The 21,620-nt window shown below is 71.7% G+C and carries 21 protein-coding genes; 4 read left to right on the top strand and 17 right to left on the bottom strand.

Annotation, left to right across the window (positions count from 1 at the left end; genetic code table 11):
* Window positions 1–89: 89 nt before the first annotated feature.
* A complete protein-coding gene (locus ACZ6JS_RS18360; protein WP_469299086.1) occupies window positions 90–341 on the bottom strand; it encodes a helix-turn-helix domain-containing protein in 252 nt (83 codons plus the stop codon).
* A gap of 64 nt (window positions 342–405) precedes the next feature.
* On the opposite strand from ACZ6JS_RS18360, the gene map reads away from it, so the two are divergent.
* The gene (gene map, locus ACZ6JS_RS18355) at window positions 406–1,173 is read left to right on the top strand and encodes a type I methionyl aminopeptidase (RefSeq protein ID WP_469299085.1); all 768 of its coding nucleotides are present in this window, start codon (window positions 406–408) and stop codon (window positions 1,171–1,173) included.
* A 16-nt stretch (window positions 1,174–1,189) separates the two neighbouring features.
* Here the strand turns inward: map and ggt are convergent, their stop codons facing one another.
* The gene (ggt, locus tag ACZ6JS_RS18350) at window positions 1,190–2,965 is read right to left on the bottom strand and encodes a gamma-glutamyltransferase (protein WP_469299402.1); all 1,776 of its coding nucleotides are present in this window, start codon (window positions 2,963–2,965) and stop codon (window positions 1,190–1,192) included.
* A 167-nt stretch (window positions 2,966–3,132) separates the two neighbouring features.
* On the opposite strand from ggt, the gene ACZ6JS_RS18345 reads away from it, so the two are divergent.
* Window positions 3,133–3,858 (top strand): hypothetical protein, encoded by a 726-nt coding sequence (locus ACZ6JS_RS18345; RefSeq protein ID WP_469299083.1) that lies wholly within the window; start codon window positions 3,133–3,135, stop codon window positions 3,856–3,858.
* Here the strand turns inward: ACZ6JS_RS18345 and ACZ6JS_RS18340 are convergent.
* From ACZ6JS_RS18340 to ACZ6JS_RS18315, 6 genes are all read right to left on the bottom strand, one after another.
* Entirely contained in the window at window positions 3,818–5,077 is a 1,260-nt protein-coding gene (locus ACZ6JS_RS18340; RefSeq protein WP_469299081.1) for a cytochrome P450, read from the bottom strand. The genes ACZ6JS_RS18345 and ACZ6JS_RS18340 overlap by 41 nt on opposite strands.
* A 66-nt stretch (window positions 5,078–5,143) precedes the next feature.
* Window positions 5,144–5,686, bottom strand: a complete 543-nt coding sequence (locus ACZ6JS_RS18335; RefSeq protein WP_469299079.1) for a hypothetical protein — start codon at window positions 5,684–5,686, stop codon at window positions 5,144–5,146.
* Window positions 5,683–7,128: an ATP-binding protein gene (locus ACZ6JS_RS18330; protein ID WP_469299077.1), complete on the bottom strand. Its 1,446-nt coding sequence runs from the start codon at window positions 7,126–7,128 to the stop codon at window positions 5,683–5,685. The genes ACZ6JS_RS18335 and ACZ6JS_RS18330 overlap by 4 nt, the downstream gene beginning before the upstream one ends.
* A gap of 6 nt (window positions 7,129–7,134) precedes the next feature.
* Complete coding sequence (locus ACZ6JS_RS18325; protein WP_469299075.1) at window positions 7,135–7,818, bottom strand: response regulator; 684 nt, start codon at window positions 7,816–7,818, stop codon at window positions 7,135–7,137.
* A gap of 39 nt (window positions 7,819–7,857) precedes the next feature.
* The gene (murJ, locus tag ACZ6JS_RS18320; protein ID WP_469299074.1) at window positions 7,858–9,525 is read right to left on the bottom strand and encodes a murein biosynthesis integral membrane protein MurJ; all 1,668 of its coding nucleotides are present in this window, start codon (window positions 9,523–9,525) and stop codon (window positions 7,858–7,860) included.
* Window positions 9,522–10,631 carry a lipid II:glycine glycyltransferase FemX gene (locus ACZ6JS_RS18315; RefSeq protein WP_469299072.1) on the bottom strand — a complete coding sequence of 370 codons (1,110 nt, stop codon included), beginning with the start codon at window positions 10,629–10,631 and terminating at the stop codon, window positions 9,522–9,524. The genes murJ and ACZ6JS_RS18315 overlap by 4 nt, the downstream gene beginning before the upstream one ends.
* A 278-nt stretch (window positions 10,632–10,909) precedes the next feature.
* Here ACZ6JS_RS18315 and ACZ6JS_RS18310 point away from each other — a divergent pair, with 278 nt between their 5' ends.
* The gene (locus tag ACZ6JS_RS18310; RefSeq protein WP_469299070.1) at window positions 10,910–12,103 is read left to right on the top strand and encodes a L,D-transpeptidase; all 1,194 of its coding nucleotides are present in this window, start codon (window positions 10,910–10,912) and stop codon (window positions 12,101–12,103) included.
* 133 nt (window positions 12,104–12,236) lie between these two features.
* Window positions 12,237–13,832 (top strand): CocE/NonD family hydrolase, encoded by a 1,596-nt coding sequence (locus ACZ6JS_RS18305; RefSeq protein ID WP_469299069.1) that lies wholly within the window; start codon window positions 12,237–12,239, stop codon window positions 13,830–13,832.
* 39 nt (window positions 13,833–13,871) lie between these two features.
* On the opposite strand, the gene ACZ6JS_RS18300 is transcribed toward ACZ6JS_RS18305, so the two are convergent.
* The 9 genes from ACZ6JS_RS18300 to ACZ6JS_RS18260 form a co-directional block, all read right to left on the bottom strand.
* Window positions 13,872–14,615, bottom strand: coding sequence for an amino acid ABC transporter ATP-binding protein (locus tag ACZ6JS_RS18300; RefSeq protein ID WP_469299067.1), 744 nt, complete (start codon window positions 14,613–14,615; stop codon window positions 13,872–13,874).
* A gap of 118 nt (window positions 14,616–14,733) precedes the next feature.
* Window positions 14,734–15,174, bottom strand: a complete 441-nt coding sequence (locus ACZ6JS_RS18295; protein ID WP_469299065.1) for a DUF6278 family protein — start codon at window positions 15,172–15,174, stop codon at window positions 14,734–14,736.
* A gap of 65 nt (window positions 15,175–15,239) precedes the next feature.
* Window positions 15,240–16,025: an exodeoxyribonuclease III gene (locus ACZ6JS_RS18290; RefSeq protein ID WP_381834546.1), complete on the bottom strand. Its 786-nt coding sequence runs from the start codon at window positions 16,023–16,025 to the stop codon at window positions 15,240–15,242.
* A gap of 68 nt (window positions 16,026–16,093) precedes the next feature.
* Complete coding sequence (locus ACZ6JS_RS18285; protein WP_469299062.1) at window positions 16,094–16,726, bottom strand: MBL fold metallo-hydrolase; 633 nt, start codon at window positions 16,724–16,726, stop codon at window positions 16,094–16,096.
* Window positions 16,727–16,755: 29 nt separating this feature from the next.
* The gene (locus tag ACZ6JS_RS18280) at window positions 16,756–17,349 is read right to left on the bottom strand and encodes a hypothetical protein (RefSeq protein ID WP_469299061.1); all 594 of its coding nucleotides are present in this window, start codon (window positions 17,347–17,349) and stop codon (window positions 16,756–16,758) included.
* On the bottom strand, window positions 17,346–18,518 hold the full coding sequence (locus tag ACZ6JS_RS18275) for an ROK family glucokinase (protein ID WP_469299059.1): 1,173 nt from the start codon (window positions 18,516–18,518) through the stop codon (window positions 17,346–17,348). The genes ACZ6JS_RS18280 and ACZ6JS_RS18275 overlap by 4 nt, the downstream gene beginning before the upstream one ends.
* Complete coding sequence (locus ACZ6JS_RS18270) at window positions 18,515–19,474, bottom strand: ATP-binding cassette domain-containing protein (protein ID WP_469299058.1); 960 nt, start codon at window positions 19,472–19,474, stop codon at window positions 18,515–18,517. Before ACZ6JS_RS18270 ends, ACZ6JS_RS18275 begins: the two co-directional genes overlap by 4 nt.
* On the bottom strand, window positions 19,441–20,475 hold the full coding sequence (locus ACZ6JS_RS18265) for an ABC transporter permease (protein ID WP_469299056.1): 1,035 nt from the start codon (window positions 20,473–20,475) through the stop codon (window positions 19,441–19,443). Before ACZ6JS_RS18265 ends, ACZ6JS_RS18270 begins: the two co-directional genes overlap by 34 nt.
* A complete protein-coding gene (locus ACZ6JS_RS18260; protein ID WP_469299054.1) occupies window positions 20,472–21,482 on the bottom strand; it encodes a sugar ABC transporter substrate-binding protein in 1,011 nt (336 codons plus the stop codon). Before ACZ6JS_RS18260 ends, ACZ6JS_RS18265 begins: the two co-directional genes overlap by 4 nt.
* Window positions 21,483–21,620: the final 138 nt, after the last annotated feature.

The raw sequence follows: 21,620 nt of genomic DNA, 5'->3' as shown, positions 1-21,620 counted from the left end.
AGTCCCACCGCGGATTGGGCCGTTCGGCCTCGGCTCCCGCCCGAACGGCGCCGCGGGCGGGCCTCACGGCCGCCACTGCGGCCCGGGCCTCAGGCGGGTACGGCGGCGCAGCGCCTGAGCACCTCGTCGAGCGAGAGCCCGAGCGCTTCGGCCAGTGCGGCAACCGTGAAGAAGGCGGGGGTGGGCGCCCGGCCGGTCTCGATCTTTCGCAGGGTCTCGGCCGAGAGCCCGGCCCCGGCCGCGACCTCGACCATGCTGCGGGCGCCGCGGGCCTCGCGCAGCAGGGCGCCCAGACGCTCGCCGCGCTCACGCTCTTCGGGGGTGAGGGGGGTACGGACCATGCGTCCATCGTACCCGGACGGCCAATAGTTATCCCGTTATAGTTATACCGGTATAGTTATTGGCATGGTGAAACTGAAGACAGCACCCGAGATCGAGAAGATGCGCGCCGCGGGCCGGGTCGTCGCCCACGCCCTGGCCGCCGTACGGAAGGCCTCGCACGTGGGAGTGGCCCTGTCGGACCTGGACCGGGTGGCCCGCGAGGTGCTCCGCGGGGCCGGGGCGACCTCGCCCTTCCTCGGCTACCGGCCGAGCTTCGCGCCGGTGCCCTTCCCGGCGGTGGTGTGCGCCTCCGTGAACGACGCGATCGTGCACGGCATCCCCGACGACTACCGGTTGCGCGACGGCGACCTCGTCAGCATCGACTGCGGGGCGGAGCTCGGCGGCTGGGCCGGGGACGCGGCGGTCAGCTTCACCGTCGGCCGCGCCCGGCCCGAGGACCGGCGGCTGATCGAGACGTCCGAGGCGGCCCTCGCGGCCGGCATCGCCGCCGCCGCGCCCGGCAACAGGATCGGGGACATCGCCCACGCCGTCGGCACGGTCTGCCGCTCCGCCGGATACGGCGTCCCCGACGGCTTCGGCGGCCACGGCATCGGGCGCAGCATGCACGAGGACCCGGGCGTGCCCAACGAGGGCCCGCCGGGGCGCGGGATGAGGCTGCGCCCCGGCATGGTCCTCGCCATCGAGCCGATGCTGATCGCGGGTGGTACGGACGACTACCGGTGCGACGGCGACGGCTGGACCCTGCGTACCGTCGACGGCACCCGCGCCGCCCACTCGGAGCACACGGTCGCGATCACCGCACGCGGCCCGCGGATCCTCACCGCGCCCTGACCTCCCCCGGCCGGTCCTACGGCGCGCCGTGCGGGCGTACGACCATGGCCGAGCCGCCGCCGCGCCGGGAGGTCTCGGCCGCCGCCAGCCATCGGCCGTCGGGCAGCCGCTGGACCCCGGTGGCGGCGCCGATCTCCGGGTTCTGCCGGAAGCCGTGGCCCAGGGCCTCCAGCTCGGCCCGCAGCGGGCTGTTCCACAGGCTCGGTTCCAGCTCGGTGGTGGTCTGGTTGCGCTGGCTGGCCCGCGGTGCGGCGATCGCGTCGACCAGTGGCAGACCCCGGTCCAGGTGGCCGGTCAGGGTCTGCAGGACGGTGGTGATGATGGTGGCTCCGCCGGGCGAGCCGACCGCCAGCACCGGCCGGCCGTCGTCCAGCACGATCGTCGGCGACATGGACGAGCGCGGCCGCTTTCCGGGGCCGGGCAGGTTCGGGTCGGGGACCCCGGGCGCCGCCGGGGCGAAGGAGAAGTCGGTGAGCTCATTGTTGAGCAGGAAGCCGCGGCCGGGGACGGTGATCGCGCTGCCGCCGGTGGACTCGATGGTCAGGGTGTAGGAGACGACGTTGCCCCAGCGGTCGGCGACCGTCAGGTGGGTGGTGTTCTCTCCCTCGTACGTGGTCGGGGCGGCCTGTCCGGTGGTGGCGCAGGGCTCCGGGTGGCGCGGGTCTCCGGGGGCCAGCGGGCTGGTCAGGGCCCGGTCCGGCTCGATCAGACAGGCGCGGGAGTCGGCGAAGCGCTGCGAGAGCAGTTGGCGCGTCGGGACGTCCTCGGCGGCCGGGTCGCCGACCCAGCGGCCGCGGTCGGCGAAGGAGATCCGGGAGGCCTCGATGAAGCGGTGCAGGTACTGGGCCTCGGACAGCTTCGAGAGGTCGGTCCGTTCCAGGATGTTCAGCGCCTCGCCGACGGTGGTGCCGCCGGAGGACGAGGGCGCCATGCTGTAGACGTCCAGGCCCCGGTAGTTCACCCGGGTGGGGTCCTGCCGCTTGGTGCCGTACGCGCTCAGGTCCCGGGCGGTCAGGTCGCCGGGCCGGACCTTGCGGGGGGCCGCGGGGTCCACCGGGGGCCGGCGGACGGTGCGGACGATGTCGTCGGCGATGGGGCCCCGGTAGAGGGCGCCGGTTCCCTTGCGGGCGAGTTCGGCGTAGGTGTCGGCGAGGTCGGGATTCTTGAAGGTGGAGCCGACGACCGGCAGGGAGCCGCCGGGCAGGAAGAGCTTCGAGGTGTCCGGGAAGTCCCTGAACCGGGCCTCGTTGAGCTCGGTCTGGGCCCGGAAGGTGGCGTCGACGGTGAAGCCGTCGCGGGCCAGTTTCTCGGCGGGCTGCAGGAGTCGGCGCAGCGGGCGGCTGCCCCAGGCGTCGAGGGCGCTCTTCCAGGTGGCGGGGGTGCCGGGGACGCCGACGCCGAGGCCGCTGGTCTGGCCCTCGGCGAAGGGGATGGGCCGGCCGTTCTCCTGGAACAGGGTGGCGGTGGCCGTGGCCGGGGCGGTCTCCCGGCCGTCGATGGTGTGCACCCGTTGTGCGCGGGCGTCGTAGTAGACGAAGTAGCCGCCGCCTCCGATACCGGCCGAGTAGGGCTCGGTGACGCCGAGCGCGGCGGCGGTGGCGACGGCCGCGTCGACGGCGTTGCCGCCGGAGCGCAGCACGGCGATCCCGGCGGCCGACGCGTCGGCGTCGACGCTGGCGACGGCTCCGCCGTAGCCGGCGGCGACGGGTACCTTCGGCGGCGGGGCCGGGGTCGCGGCGGCGGAGGGCGGGGCGGCTCCGGTCGCCACGAGTGCGGCGACGACGGTCAGCATCGGTAACGTGCGGGCGACGGCGGGACGGTGCATCCGGACCTCCAGTGGCAGCGTGGGCCGAGCCTAGCGCCGGGCCCGCCGCCCCGTCAGGGCGCCGGTCCCGGGCGCGTCGCCGGAGGGCGGACCGGGCGGTGTTCTCACGCGCCGGATGGCCTAGCATCCCGCGCATGAACGACGACGTGCGCAACATCGTGCTCGGGGTGATAGCCACCGCCCTCAGCGGCGGGTTCGGCTGGTTCTCCCGGACCTACCTCTGGCGGCGCGCGCTCCGCCGCAAGCAGGCGTTCTTCGGTCTGCCGACCGGCGCCGACTGCCTGTTCGTGGTCAACCGGCAGATGGGGGGAAAGGATTCCTCCCTGCACCGCAACGATGCCTTCGCCCTGCTGGAGATCTCCGCTCTGATCAAGGACTGCGGGGCGAACGTGCAGATCGTCACGCACGACACGGCCCGTCAGGGCTTCGGCGACCGGGCCGAGTTCTGCGTCGGCGGGCCCTCCTCCAACGCCCGGACGACGGCGCACCTGGCGTCGATGCTGCCGGGCATCACCGTCAACACCGAGACGGAGCAGCACGAGGACCGGGGCGCGATCCAGGTGGACGGCGAGACCTACCGGTGGCGCAAGGGGCTGGAGGAGTACGTGCTGCTGGCCCGGCTGGCGGGCGGCGAGGGCGGCCGGCCGGTGTTCCTGCTGTCCGGGCAGACCGCGGTCAGCAACCAGGCCGCCGCCCGGTACCTGAACCGGCATCACACGCAGCTGGCGCGCAAGTACGGGGCGGACTCGTTCTGCCTGGTGCTGAAGGTCGTCAACTCCGACGCCTACGGGCCGGACGTGACGGAGCTGGTCGCGGACGTCACGCGGCCGGCCCGGACACCCGCAGCGGCAGCCGTGTGATCCCGTTGATGAAGTTCGACACCAGGCGCTTCGGCTGACCGGTGAGTTCGGGTGGGGGCATGGCCGCGCACCACTCCTGGTAGAGGGTGCGCAGCTGGAGGCGGGCGAAGTGCGCGCCCAGGCAGACGTGCGGGCCGTCCCCGAAGGACACGTGCGGGTTGGGTGTGCGGCCGAGGTCCAGGCGGCCGGGGTCGGTGAAGACACGCTCGTCGTGGTTGGCGGAGGCGTGGAAGACGACGACCTTGTCGCCGGCCCGGACCGGCTGCCCGGCCAGTTCGTGGTCGACGGCGGCGGTGCGGCGGAAGCTGAGGACCGGCGGGTGGACGCGCAGGAGTTCCTCGACAGCGCTTTCCGCAGGGGCCCTGCCCTGCGCGAGCCGGCGGTGTTCGTCGGGGGCGTGGGCGAGGGCGAGGAGGCCGCCGGGGGCGGCACTGCGCACGGTGTCGTTGCCCGCGACGGTGAGCAGGAAGAAGAACATCTCCAGTTCGGCGGGATCGAGCCCGGCCGTGGCGAGGGCGGTCATCACGTCGTCGCCGGGGTGCCGGCGTTTGTGGGCGGCGAGTGCGCGGGCGTAGGCGAACATCTCGCCGAGCAGGGCCGGCGAGCGCGGGTTGAGCGGCTTGCCGTCGGGGCCGAGGAGCGGTGCGGGGGCGTCCTCGGGGTCCTGGTAGCCGATGACCCGTACGGTCCATTCCAGCAGCAGCGCCCGGTCGGCGGGCGGGACGCCGAGCAGGTCGGTGAGGTTGAGCAGCGCGTACTCGTCGGTGACGGTGCGGACGATGTCTGCGGCGCCGTCCTCGGCGGCGTCCCGGGCGGCGGCCAGCAGCGTGCGGGCCCGCTCGCGCACCCGCCCGGCGAAGGCGTCGACGCGGGCGGGGGTGAAGGCGCGGGCGACGAGGCGGCGCAGCCTGCCGTGTTCGGGGGGATCCTGGTTGAGCATGGTGCGGCGCAGGAAGGGCAGGTCGGCCGGGTCGGGATCGCGGATCTGGGTGGCGCCCAGCCAGGAGGAGTACGTCCGGTGGTCGCGCAGGACCCGGACGACGTCGGCGTGCCGGGTGACGGCCCAGAACCCGGGGCCGGCCGGCCAGCCCGCGATCTCGGTCTCCGGCTGCCAGGCGACGGGATGCCGGTCGCGCAGCAGCCGGTAGCGCTCGTGGGGGACGCCTGCGGCGTAGATGCGGGGGTCGAAGACGTCGGGGACGTCCGCGGCGTGGTCCATGGGGCCACCGTGGCGGGTGGGCGGCCCCGCCCGCAAGGGCGCACCGCGGGCGGACGCCCGCCGCCGTCAGCGCCGCGGGTCGCAGTCGGCGGCGGGGAGGGCGGTGTCGGTGCCCTGGATCGCGACCGGGGTGACGGTGTCCGGCACGACGGAGATGCCGAAGGTGCACACCAGCTGCTTGCGGGCCAGGTCGGACAGGCCGGCCACGGGGAAGGGCACGCTGACCGTGATCCCCTCCTCCTGCGAGTACCTGCTCACCGCCATCCTCTCCGCGCCGGCGTCGGACGCGGGTACCTGGGGCAGGGCCGTGGTGAGTCCGGCCGCCGATGCCGGACCGGTGGGGCCGTCCAGCAGGATCCGCAGGAGCGGCACGGGCGCGAGCATGTAGTCGGTGCCGATCGAGAAGGGGACCGGGACGACCCGGTCGCCGTCCTTGGAGACGAAGTAGAGGGTGGCGGCGTTCTTGCTGCCGGGCACCTTCACGCTGGCGGCGTGCCCGCTCTCGATCACCCCGGTGCGTTTGATCCCGCAGCCGGCGAGCAGCAGGGCACAGCCCGCCAGTGCGGCGGTGGCCGCCATGGCGCGGCGTCCCGTCTTCCGCCCTGTCATACGTGGGCCTCCAGCGGCATGTCGAGGGTGAAGAGGGCGCCGCCGGCGGGTCGGTTGCCCGCCCGGAGGGTGCCGCCGTGCAGGCGGACGTTCTCCAGGGTGATGGCGAGTCCGAGGCCGCTGCCGGCGGAGCGGGTTCTGGCCGCGTCGGCCTTGAAGAAGCGGTCGAAGATGTGGGGCAGCACGTCGGGGGCGATGCCGGGGCCGCTGTCGGCGACGTCGACGAGGAGCCGTTCGCCGTCCTTGCCGGGTGCGGTGCGCACGGTGACGTGCACGGGGGCGCCGCCGTGCCGCAGGGCGTTGCCGACGAGGTTGGCGAGGACCACGTCGAAGCGGCGCGGGTCGAGGCGGGCGCGTACCCCGTGGGGCAGTGCGGTGACGACGCGGTCGTCGTCCCAGTGGCGGCGTTCGAGGGTCTTGCGCACGGCTTCGGCTATGTCCACGTCGTCGAGGTTGAGCTCGGCGGCCCGGGCGTCGAAGCGGGAGATCTCCATGAGGTCCTCGACGAGGACGGCGAGTTTGCCGGTCTCGGCGCTGACCAGGCGCAGGGCCTTGGCGGTGTCGGCGTCGAGGCGGGCCGCGTCCTCGTCGAGGACCTCGGTGACGGCGAGCATCCCGGCGAGCGGGGTGCGCAGTTCGTGGGAGACGTCGGAGGCGAAGCGGCGGGCCCGGACCTCGGCGTCCTGGAGTTCGCGCACGGACTGCTCCAGGGCGCGGGCGGTCTCGTTGAAGGTGCGGGCGAGTCCGGCGAGTTCGTCGGCGCCCCGGACCTCGATGCGGGTGTCGAGGCGGCCGCGTCCGAGCTTCTGGGCGGCGCGACGCATGTCACGGACCGGCCGCAGCACGCTGCGGGCGGCCAGCAGGGCAGGGACGACGGCAATGGCCAGGCCCGGGACGGCGCCCTGCTGAGCGGCCTCGACCATGGCTTCGACGGTCTGCTTCTCGGTGGAGAGCGGGACGCTGGCGTAGAAGACGACCCCGGTGGACTCGGTGTACCCGTTGTGCTCGAAGACGGCGGGGACGCCGATCGTGAGCCAGGGGTTGCCGCGCTGGTCCTCGACGCGCTGGAAGGCGGCGTACTGGTTGTTGCGGACGCGGTCGCGCAGGCTGTCGGTGATCACGGTGGACGTGGGCGTGCCCGGGTTGGTGGAGACGCGTAGGCCGCCGTACTCGCCGAAGACGATCCACGGGTGGGGTTTGCCGCGCTTGCCCAGTTCGATGACGATGCGCTGGAGTTCCTGCTGCTCCAGGGGCAGTCGGAGCTCCTGCTGCTCGACCTGGTCGCGCAGGGTGCTCACGGCGGTGTCCTGGGTCTGTTTGAGGATGGCGTTGCGGGCCTGCTGGTAGGTCAGGGCCGCGGTGGTTCCCGCGCTGATCGCGGCGACCAGGAGGAAGGCGGCTATCAGCCGGGTGCGCAGCCCCAGGGGTGCTATGCGTCGCACCGCGGCCTACAGGGGGCCGAAGCGGTAGCCGAAGCCGCGCACGGTCTGTATGTAACGGGGGCTGGCGGCGGGGTCCTCTATCTTGTGGCGCAGACGGCGGACGCAGGCGTCCACGAGCCGGGCGTCGGCGTGGTAGCTGTGGTCCCAGACGTACTCGAGGAGCTGCTGGCGGGAGAAGACCTGTTCGGGCGAGGCCGACAGGTGCAGCAGGAGTTTGATCTCGCTGGGGGCCAGGGCGACGCGTTCGCCGTTCTTTGCGACGGTCAGTCCGGCGCGGTCGATGGCGAGTTCGCCGTGCGTCTCGATTCCGGGGCGGGATCCCACCGGGTCGCTGAGCCGGCGCAGCACGGCCTTGATGCGGGCTTCGATGACCTCGGTGCGGGCGGGTTTGACGATGTAGTCGTCGGCGCCCGCCTCCAGGCCGATGACGATGTCGAAGTCGTCGCCGCGTGCGGTGAGCATGATGATCGGCACTTCGCTGGTCTGGCGGATCCGGTGGCAGACCTGCACGCCGTTGATGCCGGGCAGCATCAGGTCGAGCAGCACGAGTTCGGGGTGGAAGGTCGCCATCAGGGCGAGTCCTTCCTCCCCGGTCTCGGCGGCCTGTACGTCGTGGCCGCGGCGGCGCAGGCCGAGGCCCACCCCTTCGCGGATGGAAGGGTCGTCCTCGATCAGCAGTACGCGTGGCATCCGGTCAGTATCCCAAGGCGTTCTTCGGCTCCCCTGCGGCTACCGGCCGGTCCTGCGCCGCAGGGAGGCCGGCAGGTCGGTGATCTCGGCCAGGCGCAGCGGCCGGGCAAGGAGGACGACGACCAGGGCGAGGGCCGCGGTTCCCGCTCCGACCGCGGCGAAGTCGCCGAAGCGCTCGGCGGCGCGGGCCGCCGCGTACGCCGCCGCGGCCGCGGGCGCGCATGCCGCGAGCAGCCGCAGGTGGGTGCGTACGGCGGTGGCGCGCCGTTCACTGCGGCTGCCCGTGCGCGGGCCGAGCCTGCGGGAGAGTGCGTACCCGGTGGCGGCGGCGCCCGCGAGGAAGGCGACGGAGGAGGCGGCGGCCATGCCGGTGACCGCCCAGCGCGGGGACAGCAGGAAATAGGCGGCGGCCGACAGTCCGGCGTTGAGGAAGACGATGACGAGGTTCAGGAAGAAGGGGGTACGGGTGTCGGACAGGGCGTAGAAGCCGCGGGAGAGCACGTACTGCGCGGAGAAGGCGACCAGGCCCGGGGCGAAGGCCGTGAGCATGCCCGCCATGACCTCGATGTCGGCGGCGCCGGTGCGCCCGTGGCCGAAGACGCCGCCCATCACCCAGGGGGCGAGGGCGGCCATGAGGGCGGCGGCGGGGACGACGAGGGCGGCGCTGGAGCGCAGGGCGTAGGAGATGTCGCGGCGGACGGTGCCGAGGGCGCCGTCGGCGGCGGCGGAGCTCATCCGGGGCATCAGGGCGGTGACGAGGGAGACGGTGATGATGCCCTGCGGGACGATCCACAGCTGGTAGGCGTTGCTGTAGGCGGTGTAGCCGGCGCCGCCCGCGAGTCCGGCCTCGACCGCCCGCTGTCCGGTGGCGGTGGAGAGCCGGGTGACGACCCAGTAGGCGATCTGGTTGGTGAGGACGAGCAGGACGAGCCACCCCGCGTTGCGCAGGGGGCGGCCGAGGCCGCTGCCGCGCCAGTCGAAGCGGGGGCGCCAGCGGAAGCGGGCGGCGCGGAGCGAGGGGACCAGGGCGAGGGCCTGGACGGCGATGCCGGTGGTCGTGCCGAGGCCCAGGAGCCGGGTCTCGGCCGCGGTCAGGCCGCCGGCGGCGCCCTGGGAGACGTACAGGAACAGCCCGAAGACGGCGATGACGACGACGTTGTTGAGGACGGGGGTCCACATCATGGCGCCGAACCGGCCGCGGGAGTTGAGCACTTGGCCGAGGAGGGTGAACAGCCCGTAGAAGAGGATCTGGGGCAGGCAGTACCGGGCCAGGGCCACGGTGGTGCTCTCCTGGGGGCCGGTGTAGCCGGTGTACGCCGAGACGATGAGCGGGGCGGCGAGGACGGCGGCGGCGGTGAGGGCGACGAGCACGGCGGTGCAGGCGGTGAGCAGCCGGTCGGTGTAGGCGGCGCCGCCGTCTGCGTGTTCCTTGGCGGCCCGGACGAGTTCGGGCACGAAGACGGCGTTGAGCGCCCCGCCGACGAGCAGGATGTAGATGATGTTCGGGACGGTGTTGGCGACGGCGTAGCCGTCGCCGAGCAGTCCCGTGCCCAGGGCGGCGACGACGACGGCGGAGCGGATGAAGCCGGTGGCACGGGAGACGATCGAACCGGCCGCCATGAGCGCGCCGCTGCGCAGCACCGAGGTCTTCTCGGGTGCCGCGCTGTCGGCGGGGAGACCGGCCTCTCTGGTGTCGGTGGCCGTCACCGGCGGGTCAGGTAGGCCTGGAAGGCCTTGTAGAGCGCCGCGTTGGCGACTCCGTCCATCGGGATCTCCCATTCGCCGAGCGTTTCGACGACCTGTCCGCCGGTGCCGAGCTTCCAGCGCAGCAGCCCGAAGGAACGTTCGTCGGGGTCGAGGGTGGAGGGTACCCCGCGCATGTCGTACTCCTCGGCTCCGAGGGCGTGTGCGTCGCGCATCATGCGCCACTGCAGGGCGTTGCTGGGCCGTACTTCGCGCCGGTGGTCGGCGGAGGCGCCGGTCTGGTACCAGACCCTGCTGCCGGTGCTGATCATGGTGTGGGCGGCGAGGATCTCGCCGCGGTGGACCGCCAGGTAGAGCCGCATCCGGCCGGGCTGCTCCTCGTTCAGGACGCGGTACTGCTGCTGGTAGTACGCGAGGGAGCGGCCGAGCCGGAAACCGTCGCGCTCCTCGGTGATCCGCAGCAGCCGGTAGAACTCGGGCAGGTCGGCGGAGGTGCCGAGGACCGTCTCCACGCCGGCCTTGCCGGCCTTGCGCACGTTGCGCCGCCACTCCTGGTTCAGGCCCGACCACAGGTCGTCGAGGCTGCGTCCGGCGAGCGGCACCCGGAAGACGTGGCGGGGCTGGGCGTCACCGTCGTCCTCGCCGCCGCAGCGCTTCCAGCCGCGGGTGCGCAGCCGGTCGGCGAGGGCGGCGCCCACGGGGTCGACCTCGGTGGCCAGGACGTCGGATATCCGGCGGCCCGTTCCGGTGCCGGCTTTCGCCGTGGCCGCGTCCCAGCGGCGGTAGGCGGGGCTGGGGCCGATCCGGACGGCGAAGGCGCCGGCGGCGCGCAGGTGGCGCACGAGCGGGTCCAGCCAGCGGTCGATGCGCGGGTCGGACCAGTCGGCGACGGGCCCTTCGGGCAGGTAGGCGAAGCTTTTTCGGGTGCCGGGGAATTGCCGATGGAGAACGAGTGCGGCCCCTTCGATCTCGCTGCCCGGACAGTGCCATCCGACCATTTCCGAGCGCCAAAGGTCCTTAACACGGCCCCATGACGGGTGCTGGAGAAAGCTCGCCGCCGGGGTCCTGGAGAGGAAGGACTGGTATTCGGGGACGGACAGCGTGCGCACTTGGAGCTCATGGTCCTGGTCCTGCCGGGTGGGGGTAACGAGCAGTGCGCACACGGCTGACGGCCTTCCTGATCGTCCTGAGGGGTCGTTCACAGGACTCTCACAGCCACCCGTGACCGAAGTGCGCAACGAATGTGACCGGATGATGACCGTTTCGCTGCGGTCCACGTCACAAGAAAATGGGCGATCTTTTCTGCGATTTGTGCAACCTAAAGTCGTCCCGTTCTCATCCTCTTTTGCGAACGTTCCTCACCGCCACGACTCGAAGGGGCCCTTCGTTGAGCCGCACACGCCGCACCGCCATTGCGGGCACCGCACTCCTGGCCGCCGCGCTGACCGCCTGCTCGGGCGGGAGTGACGGCGGAAGCGACGGCAAGGGCAAGGACGAGTCGAAGCCGAAGGCGCCCATGGCGGTCTCGGTGAACCTCACGGGCGATCAGGTCAAGGCGGGCCAGCCGGTGACGGTGACGGTCGCCGAGGGCAAGCTCGCCGCGGTGAAGGTGACCGACGCCAAGGGAGCGGAGCTGCCGGGGAAGATAGCCGACGACGGCAGGACCTGGACCTCGGAGCGCAACGCCCCGGCCGGCGCGGAGTACAAGGTCGAGGCGCAGAACACCGACAGCCAGAGCGCGACCACGCAGTTCAGGACCAGTGCCGCCGACAAGGTGAACAAGGTCTCGATCAACATCCCCAAGGGCAGCACGGTGGGCGTGGCGATGCCCGTGTCGCTCGTCTTCGACAACCCGGTGACGAACAAGGCCGAGGTGGAGAAGCAGCTCAAGGTGACCACGTCGGACAACACCGAGGGCTCCTGGGGCTGGATCAAGGACCACTCCGGCAACGACCGTGTCGACTGGCGCCCCAAGGACTACTGGAAGTCCGGCACCGACGTGAAGGTCGAGATGAACCTGAACGGCGTGGACTCGGGCAAGGGCGGCGGGATGTTCGCCCGGGACTACAACACCGAGTTCAAGATCGGCAAGGACCGCCGGGTCCAGGTCAGCCTCGACACCAAGAAGCTGACGGTGACGGAGAACGGCCAGGTGCAGAAGACGATCCCGATCTCGGCCGGCACCCCGGGCGGCAAGAAGGCCTCCTGGTCCGGGAAGATGGTGATCATGTCGAAGGAGGGCACCATCCGGATGGATTCCCAGACGGTGGGCCTGGACAACGCCTACGACAAGATGGTCGATTACTCGATGCGGCTCACCTGGTCCGGCATGTACGCGCACGCAGCGCCGTGGAACGAGGCCAACTTCGGCCGGAGCAACAGCAGTTCCGGCTGTGTGGGGATGAGCGACGCCAACGCCAAGGAGTTCTTCGCCCAGTCCCAGATCGGTGACGCCTTCGAGGTGGTCGGCGAGGGCTCCAAGGGCAACGCGGACATCGGCAACGGCTACGGCGAGTGGAACCTCTCCTGGGACCAGTGGAAGGCCAAGAGCGCCCTGTCGGCCGCCCCGCAGAACGGCTGACCTGCGGACCTCTCCTCCTGACTCTCGTTCAATTGTTACCACCACGTAACTTACCGACGGGTTACCTTCGGTAAGCCGCTCCCGTTACCGTCGGGTCACTTTCACGACTCCCGGTGCACGCGAGGAGCGACCGATGGAACGCACCCCCACCGCCGCAGCCGTGGCGGCACTCCTGGCGGCGACCGCCCTGGGCCTGGCCCCCCACCAGGCCCAGGCGGCTCCCGCGCCCACCGCGGCCGCCACCGCCGCCCCGCAGACCGCCGCTGCGGACCTGCGCTTTCACGACATCCCCGGCTCGGGCGGCATCACCCTCAAGGGCAACGTCTTCACCCCGGCCGGAGCCCAGAGCGGCCGGAAGTATCCGCTGATCGTGCTGCCCACCAGCTGGGGCATGCCGCAGATCGAATACATCGCCCAGGCCAAGAAGCTCGCCGACTCCGGCTATGTCGTGGTCAGTTACACCTCCCGCGGCTTCTGGCTCTCCGGCGGGCAGATCGAGGTGGCCGGGCCGCCGGACATCGCCGACGTCTCCGCCGTCATCGACTGGGCCCTCGCGCACACCCCCGCAGACGCGGACCGCATCGGCCTGGGCGGGGTCTCGTACGGCGCCGGCATCAGCCTGCTGGCCTCCGCGCACGACCCGCGCGTCAAGGCCGTGGTCGCGATGAGCGGCTGGGCCGACCTCATCGAATCCATCTACTCGGGCCGCACCCAGCACCTCCAGGCCGCCGGGCTGCTCGGTGCCGCCGGCTACCTCACGGGCCGCCCAGGCCCCGAACTCCAGTCCATTCTGGGCGACTTCCTCGGCTCACGGCTGGACCGCGAGCAGCAGATGATCGAGTGGGGCAGGAAGCGGTCGGCCGCCGAGCAGGTGGACCGGATCAACGCCAACGGCGCCGCGATCATGCTCGGCAACGCATGGGGCGACACGGTCTTCCCGCCCAACCAGTACGCGAAGTTCTACGAGCGCCTGACCGGCCCCAAGCGGCTGGAGTTCCGCCCGGGAGACCACGCCACCGCCGAGGGCACCGGCCTGCTCGGCCTGCCCAACGACACCTGGACCAACACCCACCGCTGGTTCGACCGCTACCTCAAGGGCGAGCACAACGGCATCGACACCGAGGCCCCGGTGCAGATCAAGTCCCGCAGCGACAGCGGCTACGAAGGTTACGCCGACTGGGCCTCGGTCGGCTCCGGCGGCACCGAGAAGCTCGCGCTCTCCGACAGCGAGCACCTCTTCGCGAACGTCGACTCCGGGGCCAACGGCGGCATCGTGCTCCTTTCCAGCGTCTTCGACCAGTTCTTCAAGGCGCCCCCGGTCGCCTCGATCCCGCTGCTCCCCCGCTCCTTCGCGGCGGTCTGGCAGTCGAAGCGCTACGAGGAGGCCCGCCGGATCCGCGGCACCGTCCGCCTGCACACCACCGTCACGCCCACCAAGGGTGACGGCACTTTCGTCGCGTACCTCTACGACGTCGGCCCGCTCGGCATCGGCAAGCTGGTCAGCAACGCCCCGTACACCTTCCACGGCAAGTCCCCGGGCCGGGCCTTCGGCGTGGACCTGGAGCTCTTCTCGACCGCCTACGACGTCCCCGCGGGCCACCGGCTCGCCCTCGTCGTGGACACCGTCGACCCGCTCTACGCCGAGCACAACCCCACCGGCGCGCAGCTGACCTTCTCCTCGCCGCCGGGCGACCCCGGTTATGTCTCGGTGCCGCTGCGCGAGCAGTGACCCACGGCGGCCGGGCCGGGGCACCCCCGCTCCGGACCCTCAGTGCTTGAGGATCTTGGAGAGGAAGTCCTTGGCCCGGTCGCTCTCGGGGGCGGTGAAGAACTCCTCCGGGGTGCGGTCCTCGACGATCCGGCCGTCGGCCATGAACAGCACGCGGTTGGCCGCGGAGCGGGCGAAGCCCATCTCGTGGGTGACCACGACCATGGTCATCCCGTCCCGGGCGAGCTGCCGCATGACCTCCAGCACCTCGTTGATCATCTCCGGGTCCAGTGCGGAGGTCGGCTCGTCGAAGAGCAGGGCCTTCGGGTCCATGGCGAGTGCGCGGGCGATGGCCACGCGCTGCTGCTGGCCGCCGGAGAGCTGGGCGGGGAACTTGTCGGCCTGGTCGGCGAGGCCGACGCGGTCCAGGAGCTCGCGGGAGCGCCGGTCCGCCTCACCCCGCGTGCGCCCGCGGACCTTGACCTGCGCGAGCGAGACGTTGGCCAGGACGGTCTTGTGCGCGAAGAGGTTGAAGGACTGGAAGACCATCCCCACCTCGGCGCGCAGCCGGGCCAGGTCCTTCCCCTCGGCCGGCAGCGGCTCCCCGTCGATCAGGATCGTGCCCGACTCGACGCTCTCCAGCCGGTTGATCGCCCGGCACAGGGTCGACTTCCCGGAGCCGGAGGGCCCGATGACCACCACCACCTCCCCGCGGCCGACGGTCAGGCTGATGTCCCGCAGCACGTGCAGCGGTCCGAAGTGCTTGTTGACGTCCCGCAGCTCGATCAACGGATCGACGGCCATGCGCTGCCCTGCCCACTCGGTGTCGGATGCCGGTCAGCGCAAACTATCCAGCATGGAAGGGCACTTCGCCGCGACACGCCGCCCGCCGCCGTCAGCCGCGGCGGGCGCCGGGAACGCATCAGCCCTCGGAGGCCTCGGCGTACGCCTGGCTGAGCTCGGGGGAACCGGTCATCGCCCAGGACACCCCCGACTCGATCACGTTCAGCTCCCGGCCCGAGGCCAGGCGGATCACCGGCTGGCCGTTGGGCCACACCTGCCAGGCGGCTCCCGGGACGGTCCGGACGATCACGGTACCGAGGTAGAAGCCCGCGTCGTTGCCGAGCCAGGGCACCACCTCGGGGTCCCGCCGCCAGCGGGGCATCAACTGGTCGAGGGCCTCCAACGAGGCCGGGCTCCCGTCGAGTTCGAGCCCCGCCGCCCGTGCGTGGACCCGCAGCATCTCGCACTCCGAGAACAACTCGGCGACACCCTCGGGGTCGTCCACGAGGGCGGCGGCAAGCCCCGCACCCTGTTCCGTTTCACGCCGGTTCAGCCAGTTGTCAAGGAAAGGGATGTTCATACCGCCCAGCGTCGCACCAGGATCCTCCGCTGGCCACAGGGCGCGCCTGCAAAGGGCCCGTCGGCCTACCGGTCGAGATCGAGGTCGACGACGACCGGGGCGTGGTCGGAGGCGCCCTTGCCCTTGCGCTCCTCGCGGTCGACGTAGGCGTCGGTGACGGCCTTGGTGAAGGGCTCGTTGCCGTAGACCAGGTCGATGCGCATGCCCTTGTTCTTGGGGAAGGCGAGCATCCGGTAGTCCCAGAACGTGTACGGGCGGTCGTACTTCAGCGCGCGCGGGAAGACGTCCGAGAGGCCGGCGGCGCGCAGCGCCTCCAGGGCGGCTCGCTCGGCCGGGGTGACGTGGGTGAGGCCCGCGAAGACGGCCGGGTCGTATACGTCCTCGTCGGTCGGGGCCACGTTGAAGTCGCCGAGCACGGCGAAGGGGCGCGGGCCGGCCGCGTCCTCGGCGACGGCCGCGGCCAGGGAGCGGAACCAGTCCAGCTTGTAGCCGTAGTGGTCGTGCTCGACCTCGCGGCCGTTGGGCACGTACACCGACCAGACCCGGACCCCGCCGCAGGTGGCGGAGATCGCCCGGGGCTCCTGGACGCCCTCGTAGTCGGGGCCGCCGGGCAGCCCCGTGACCACGTCGTCCAGGCCGACCTTGGAGAGCAGGGCCACGCCGTTCCAGCGGCCGGTGGCGTTGACGGCCGCCTCGTAGCCCAGCTCGCGCAGCTGCTCGTGCGGGAACTGCTCCGCCGAGCACTTGGTCTCCTGGATGCACACGACATCGGTGCCGGAGCTCTCCAGCCAGGCCAGCAGGCGCGGCAGCCGGGCGGTGATGGAGTTGACGTTGTAGGTGGCGATACGCATACCCGCCAACCTACCGCCCGGCACCGACAGCGACCCTGCGACCGTCACGGCCCGGCCCCGCCCTGCCGTCACAGCTCGGCGCTGTCCCCCGCGGTGAGCCGTCCGTGGTCGGTGCCGCCCAGTTTGTCCAGGGCGAAGTCGTAGATCGGCCGGGCGATGTCGGCGAGGTAGGCGTCGTGGATGTCGAGGGCCCGGCGCGGCGCCACCTCGCGGAGGTAGTCGATCACCTCGGAGACCTTGTTCCAGGGTGCGTGCACCGGCACCATCAGGGTCTCCACCGGGACCCCGGGCACGGTCAGCGCGTCACCGGGGTGGAAGAGGGATCCGTCGACGAGGTAGCCGACGTTCGTGACCCGCGGGATGTCCGGGTGGATCACTGCGTGCAGTTCGCCGTGGACCTGCACCTCGAAACCGGCCGCGGTGAAGGTGTCGCCGTGGCCGACGGTGTGCACCCTCCCCGGGTAGGCCGGGGCGAGCCGCTCGGCGACGCTGCGCAGGGTCCACAGCCCGGCCGCCGGATTCGCGTCGAGGGCGGCCCGCAGTCGGCCCTCGTCGAAATGGTCGGGGTGTTCGTGCGTGACCAGCAGGGCGTCCGCCCCCAGGCCCGCGTCCGGTTCGCTGAAGGCGCCCGGGTCGATGACGAGCGTGTGCCCGTCCTTCTCCAACTGGACGCAGGAGTGCAGCCGCTTGGTGAGCTTCATGATCCCAGGCTAGTGCCGCGCCCGCCGGGTCACGGGGTGGTCGTGGAGACCACGTAGACCTTGGGGTGCTCGGGGTCGGTGAGGTCTACCGTGATGTCCCTGCTGGGGCGCGGGTCGGCCTGTTCCAGGCTGGTCCCGTACCAGGTGGCGTGCGGGCTCCAGCTCCAGCCCGCGACGTCGGAGTCGTGGGGCGAGATGGCGACGTCACCGGGGACCAGCTCGGCGCGGCTGCTGCCGACGGAGGCGAGGAAGGCGTCCAGGTCGGCCGGGGTCACCGCGAACTGCGTGAAGAGCCGGCTGGTGCGCCAATTGTTGGTCTCGAGGAACCCGACCTTCCAGGCCTTCGCCGGGATCGGTACCTCGTAGATGCTGCGCTGCACCTTGGAGGGCCACCCGGGGCGCACCTTGGACGCGCCGACCTTGGCGGCCTTGTCGCGCCCGCTCTCGCGGCTCTGCTGAGTGGAGATCGCGAGGTAGCCCGCGGGTACGCCGATCAGCAGGACGATGATGATCGCGGTGATCCAGCGGCGCTTGACGACGTGCCGGCGGTCCTCGGGGGTGGGCAGGGGCGTGCCGCCCCCGTCGGGGGCGGAGGCCTGGTGGGGCAGGGTGGGCGGGTTCACGACTGGTCCTGGTCCTCGGGTGCGGCGGTCTCGCGCCTGCGGCCCAGCTGGCCCAGCTGCGCGTAGCGCTCGTGGCGCTCGACCCGTCGGCGGGTGGCGCGGCGGAAGCGCCGGGCGACGAGCCGGGCGAGGTCGGCGGCGCCGACCATGCCCGCGTCGGGGCCGAGCTGGGCCTTGGCGATGCGGGCCTCGGGGCGGTAGCCGCGGCCGGTGAGGTGGCGGCGGAAGGCGTCCCGGGCGGGGCCGATCAGCAGGTCGTCGGCAGCGCTGACGCCTCCGCCGATCACGAAGCAGGACGGGTCGAGGGCGGCGGCGAGGTTGGCGATGCCGACGCCGAGCCACTGGCCGATGTCCTGGAGCAGCTCGACGCACATGGCGTCGCCCTCGCGGGCCAGCTCGGTGATCAGCGGCCCGGTGATCTCGGAGACGTTCCCGCCGACCCTGGCGATGATGTTGTACGCGACCGGGGAGTCGGCGGCGGCCAGCTCGCGGGCCTCGCGCACCAGGGCGTTGCCGGAGCTGTACTGCTCCCAGCAGCCCCGGTTGCCGCAGGGGCAGCGGTGCCCGCCGGGGACGACCTGCATGTGGCCGAACTCGCCGGCGACCCCGTACCGGCCGCGCTTGACCTGGCCGCCCTCGAGGATGGCACCGCCGATCCCGGTGCCGAGCGTGATCATGACGAGGTGGTCCTCGCCCCGTCCGGCACCGAAGCGCCATTCGGCCCAGGCCGCGGTGTTGGCGTCGTTGTCGACCATGACCGGGACCGCCAGCCGGGACTGCAGGGCGTCGCGCAGGGGCTCGTCGCGCCAGGCCAGGTGGGGCGCGAACAGGACCCGGGAGCGGTCGGCGTCGACCCAGCCGGCCGCACCGATGCCGACGGCGTGCACGTCGTGCCGGTCGGAGAGGTCCAGCACCAGCTCGACGATGGTGTCCTCGACGACCTTGGGGCTCTTCGACTTGTCCGGGGTCTCGGTGCGGATCTTCTCGAGGATGACGCCGTCGGCGTCGACGACACCGGCCATCACCTTCGTGCCGCCGATGTCGATGCCGACGGTCGGGACGCGCGGGGCGGTCAGGTGCGACCGCCGCTCACGGGTGCCGATGGTGCGCAGGACGGTGCCTCGCGCCGACCCCCGGTGGGTGAGCGTGAAGTCCCGGTACGTGCTCATCGAGTCGTGTCGTCCCTCGTGGGTGCGGTGGTGCGGGAAGCCTGGTCGGCCGGGCCCGCCGGACCGGTGCGGCCGGCTCCGCGGGCCGGGGCGTCCGTGGGGCCCGGTCCCGATTCTGCCACCCGCTCCAGCTCGTGGCTCAGTTCGTCGAGCTCGGAGCCGCCCGCCATCTGGCGGGTGAGCTCGTCCAGGGTGATCGAGTCGCGGGTGTGACTGCCCGCCATGGTGCCGCGCTTGAGCAGCACGAAGCGGTCCCCGACCAGGTACGCGTGGTGCGGGTTGTGGGTGATCAGGACCACACCGAGGCCGGCGTCGCGGGCCGCCGCGACGTACTTGAGGACCACGCCGGACTGCTTGACTCCGAGGGCCGCGGTCGGCTCGTCGAGGACGAGGACCTTCGCCCCGAAGTACACGGCGCGGGCGATGGCCACGCACTGCCGCTCCCCGCCGGACAGGGTGCCGATGGGCTGGTCCACGTCGCGCAGGTCGATGCCCATGCGCAGCAGTTCGCCGCGGGTGGTGCAGCGCATGGACTCCACGTCGAGGCGGCGCAGGGGGCCGCGGCCCTTCGTCGGCTCGGAGCCGAGGAAGAAGTTGCGCCAGACGGGCATGAGCGGGACCACGGCGAGGTCCTGGTACACGGTCGCGATGCCGTGGTCGAGGGCCGCGCGCGGGTTGGCGAGGACGGTCTCCTCGCCCTCGATCTCGAAGGTGCCGGCATCGTGCCGGTGCAGCCCCGCGATGATCTTGATGAGGGTGGACTTGCCCGCACCGTTGTCGCCGAGGACGCAGGTGATCTCGCCGGCGGAGACCTCCAGGGAGACGTCCTGCAGGGCGCGGATGTTGCCGTAGTACTTGCTGACGCCGGTCAGCTTCACCAGGGCGGCCGTCGCGTCCGGGGTCGTGGGGGTGCTGTCGGTGGTCACTTGCTCGCCTCCGCCCGCTTGCGGACCCATGCGTTGAGCAGCGTGGCCAGCAGGAGCATCGCGCCGAGGAAGAACTTGAACCAGTCCGGGTTCCACTGGGCGTACACGATGCCGTTGCTGGTCATGCCGAAGATGAAGGCGCCGACCGCCGAGCCGATGGCGGAGCCGTAGCCGCCGGTCATCAGACAGCCGCCGATGACCGCGGCGATGATGTAGAGGAACTCGTTGCCGACGCCCTCGCCCGACTGGACCACGTCGAAGGAGAAGAGGATGTGCTGGCCGGAGATCCATGCGCACAGGGCGACGCCCATGTAGAGGCCGATACGGGTCTTCACGACGGGCACGCCGACCGCGCGGGCCGCGTCGGCCCCGCCGCCCACGGCGAAGATCCAGTTGCCGGCGCGGGTGCGCAGCAGGATCCACGTGGCGACGGCGACCAGGGCCAGCCACCACAAGACGGTGATCTGGAGGGTGACCGAGCCGATCTCCCACTTCGAGGCGAAGAGGGCGCGGGCGGAGGGGAAGCCCTCCATGTCGGCGATGGACTTGGTGGAGACCGTGCCGCTGACGAGCTTGGTGAAGCCGAGGTTCAGGCCGGTCAGCATCAGGAAGGTGCCGAGCGTGATGATGAAGCTGGGCAGCCTGGTGCGGGTCAGCATGAAGCCGTTGAAGAACCCGATCGCCAGGGTGACCAGCAGGGACACCAGGACGCCGACCCAGACGTTCGCCGTCATCTGGTAGCTGAACATCGAACTCACCAACGCCGAGGTCGTGACCATGACACCGGCGGAGAGATCGAACTCGCCGCCGATCATCAGCATGGCCACGGGGACCGCCATGATCCCGATGGTGGAGGCCGAGTACAGGATCGTGCTGAGGCTGGAGGCCTGCAGGAAGGTGGGGGCGGCGATGGAGAAGAAGACGAAGACGGCGACGGCGCCGACCACCGCGCCCAGCTCGGGGCGCCCGAGCAGCTTGCGTACGAGGGAGGTCGGCGCGAGCCGTTCGTCGACGGCGGTGGCGGCGGTCATCGGCTGCCCCGCTTGATGTACTCCTCCAGCTCGGCGGCCTCGGCGGCGGTGACGATCTGCGGTCCGGTGAGCACGGGGCGGCCGCCGCCGAGCACGTCCGCGTTGTAGCGGTAGAGCCACAGCAGGTCGATGGCCTGGTATCCCTGCAGGTAGGGCTGCTGGTCCACGGCGAAGCCGAGGGCGCCGGACTTGAGGTCGCGGGCCACGGAGTCGTTGAGGTCGAAGGTGTCGACCTCGGCCTCGCTCCCGGCGGCCTCCTTGGCCTTGACGGCGGTGGGGGCGAAGGGCGCGCCGAGGGTGAGGATCGCGTCGACGGACGGGTCCGCCTGGAGTTTGGCCTGGACGGCCGCCTGCACGGAGGGCATGTTCGTGCCTTCGACGTACAGGTTCTCCATCGTCCCGGAGAAGGTCTTCTTGGCACCGGCGCAGCGCTGCTCGTGGCCGACGTTGCCCTGCTCGTGCAGGACGCAGACGGTCTTCTTGCGGCCGCGCTTGTTCAGCTCGGTACCGACCGCCTCGCCGGCGATCGTCTCGTCCTGGCCGATGTGGGTGAGCGCCCCGTAGGCGGCGGACTGGGCGGATCCGGAGTTGACCGTGATCACCGGGATGCCGGCCTTGACGGCCTTGCCGACGACGTCCTTGAGGGCATCGGGCTTGGCGAGGCTGACGACGATCCCGTCCACCTTCTGGTCGATGGCGTTCTGCACGAACTGCGCCTGCTGTTGGGCCTGGTCGTCGTGGGCGTAGACGAAGTTGATGTTGTCCTTGGCCGCGGCCTCCTTGGCGCCCTTCTGGACGATGTCCCAGAAGGTGTCGCCGTCGCCGGCGTGGGTCACCATCGCGAAGGTCCAGCGCGGGGTGGACACGGCGGGCCGGCCCGCCTCGGCGGCCTTCGCCCGCTCCTCGGCGCGCTTGCCGCCCGTACTGCTGCAACCCGCGAGCGAGGCCCCCAGTACCGCCGCGAGCACGGCGCCCACGACGCGTACCCCTGTCCGAACCCTAGCCACGTCGCCGCGCCCTTCCCTCGTCCGTCTCGTCCGCCATCGCGTCCGTCATCATTCGGTCATTCCGGTTTCAGCCGCCCAGTATCCGCCACAGTGGACCATGAAGGGCCATCGGGGCATGCACCCGCAGATCGACACGGC

Source organism: Streptomyces sp. NPDC046349 (genome assembly GCF_055587885.1).
The sequence above is the reverse complement of the archived record's forward strand: the minus strand, read 5'-3'. Positions and strand labels throughout refer to the sequence as shown.

Coding starts and splice junctions, on each gene's coding strand:
- ACZ6JS_RS18300 (WP_469299067.1), bottom strand. CDS start 14,615: ATGGCCGTCGATCCGTTGATCGAGCTGCGGGACGTCAACAAGCACTTC.
- ACZ6JS_RS18345 (WP_469299083.1), top strand. CDS start 3,133: ATGAACGACGACGTGCGCAACATCGTGCTCGGGGTGATAGCCACCGCC.
- ACZ6JS_RS18360 (WP_469299086.1), bottom strand. CDS start 341: ATGGTCCGTACCCCCCTCACCCCCGAAGAGCGTGAGCGCGGCGAGCGT.
- ACZ6JS_RS18270 (WP_469299058.1), bottom strand. CDS start 19,474: ATGGGTCCGCAAGCGGGCGGAGGCGAGCAAGTGACCACCGACAGCACC.
- ggt (WP_469299402.1), bottom strand. CDS start 2,965: ATGCTGACCGTCGTCGCCGCACTCGTGGCGACCGGAGCCGCCCCGCCC.
- ACZ6JS_RS18275 (WP_469299059.1), bottom strand. CDS start 18,518: ATGAGCACGTACCGGGACTTCACGCTCACCCACCGGGGGTCGGCGCGA.
- ACZ6JS_RS18290 (WP_381834546.1), bottom strand. CDS start 16,025: ATGCGTATCGCCACCTACAACGTCAACTCCATCACCGCCCGGCTGCCG.
- ACZ6JS_RS18265 (WP_469299056.1), bottom strand. CDS start 20,475: ATGACCGCCGCCACCGCCGTCGACGAACGGCTCGCGCCGACCTCCCTC.
- map (WP_469299085.1), top strand. CDS start 406: ATGGTGAAACTGAAGACAGCACCCGAGATCGAGAAGATGCGCGCCGCG.
- ACZ6JS_RS18335 (WP_469299079.1), bottom strand. CDS start 5,686: ATGACAGGGCGGAAGACGGGACGCCGCGCCATGGCGGCCACCGCCGCA.
- ACZ6JS_RS18305 (WP_469299069.1), top strand. CDS start 12,237: ATGGAACGCACCCCCACCGCCGCAGCCGTGGCGGCACTCCTGGCGGCG.
- ACZ6JS_RS18295 (WP_469299065.1), bottom strand. CDS start 15,174: ATGAACATCCCTTTCCTTGACAACTGGCTGAACCGGCGTGAAACGGAA.
- ACZ6JS_RS18325 (WP_469299075.1), bottom strand. CDS start 7,818: ATGCCACGCGTACTGCTGATCGAGGACGACCCTTCCATCCGCGAAGGG.
- ACZ6JS_RS18285 (WP_469299062.1), bottom strand. CDS start 16,726: ATGAAGCTCACCAAGCGGCTGCACTCCTGCGTCCAGTTGGAGAAGGAC.
- ACZ6JS_RS18340 (WP_469299081.1), bottom strand. CDS start 5,077: ATGGACCACGCCGCGGACGTCCCCGACGTCTTCGACCCCCGCATCTAC.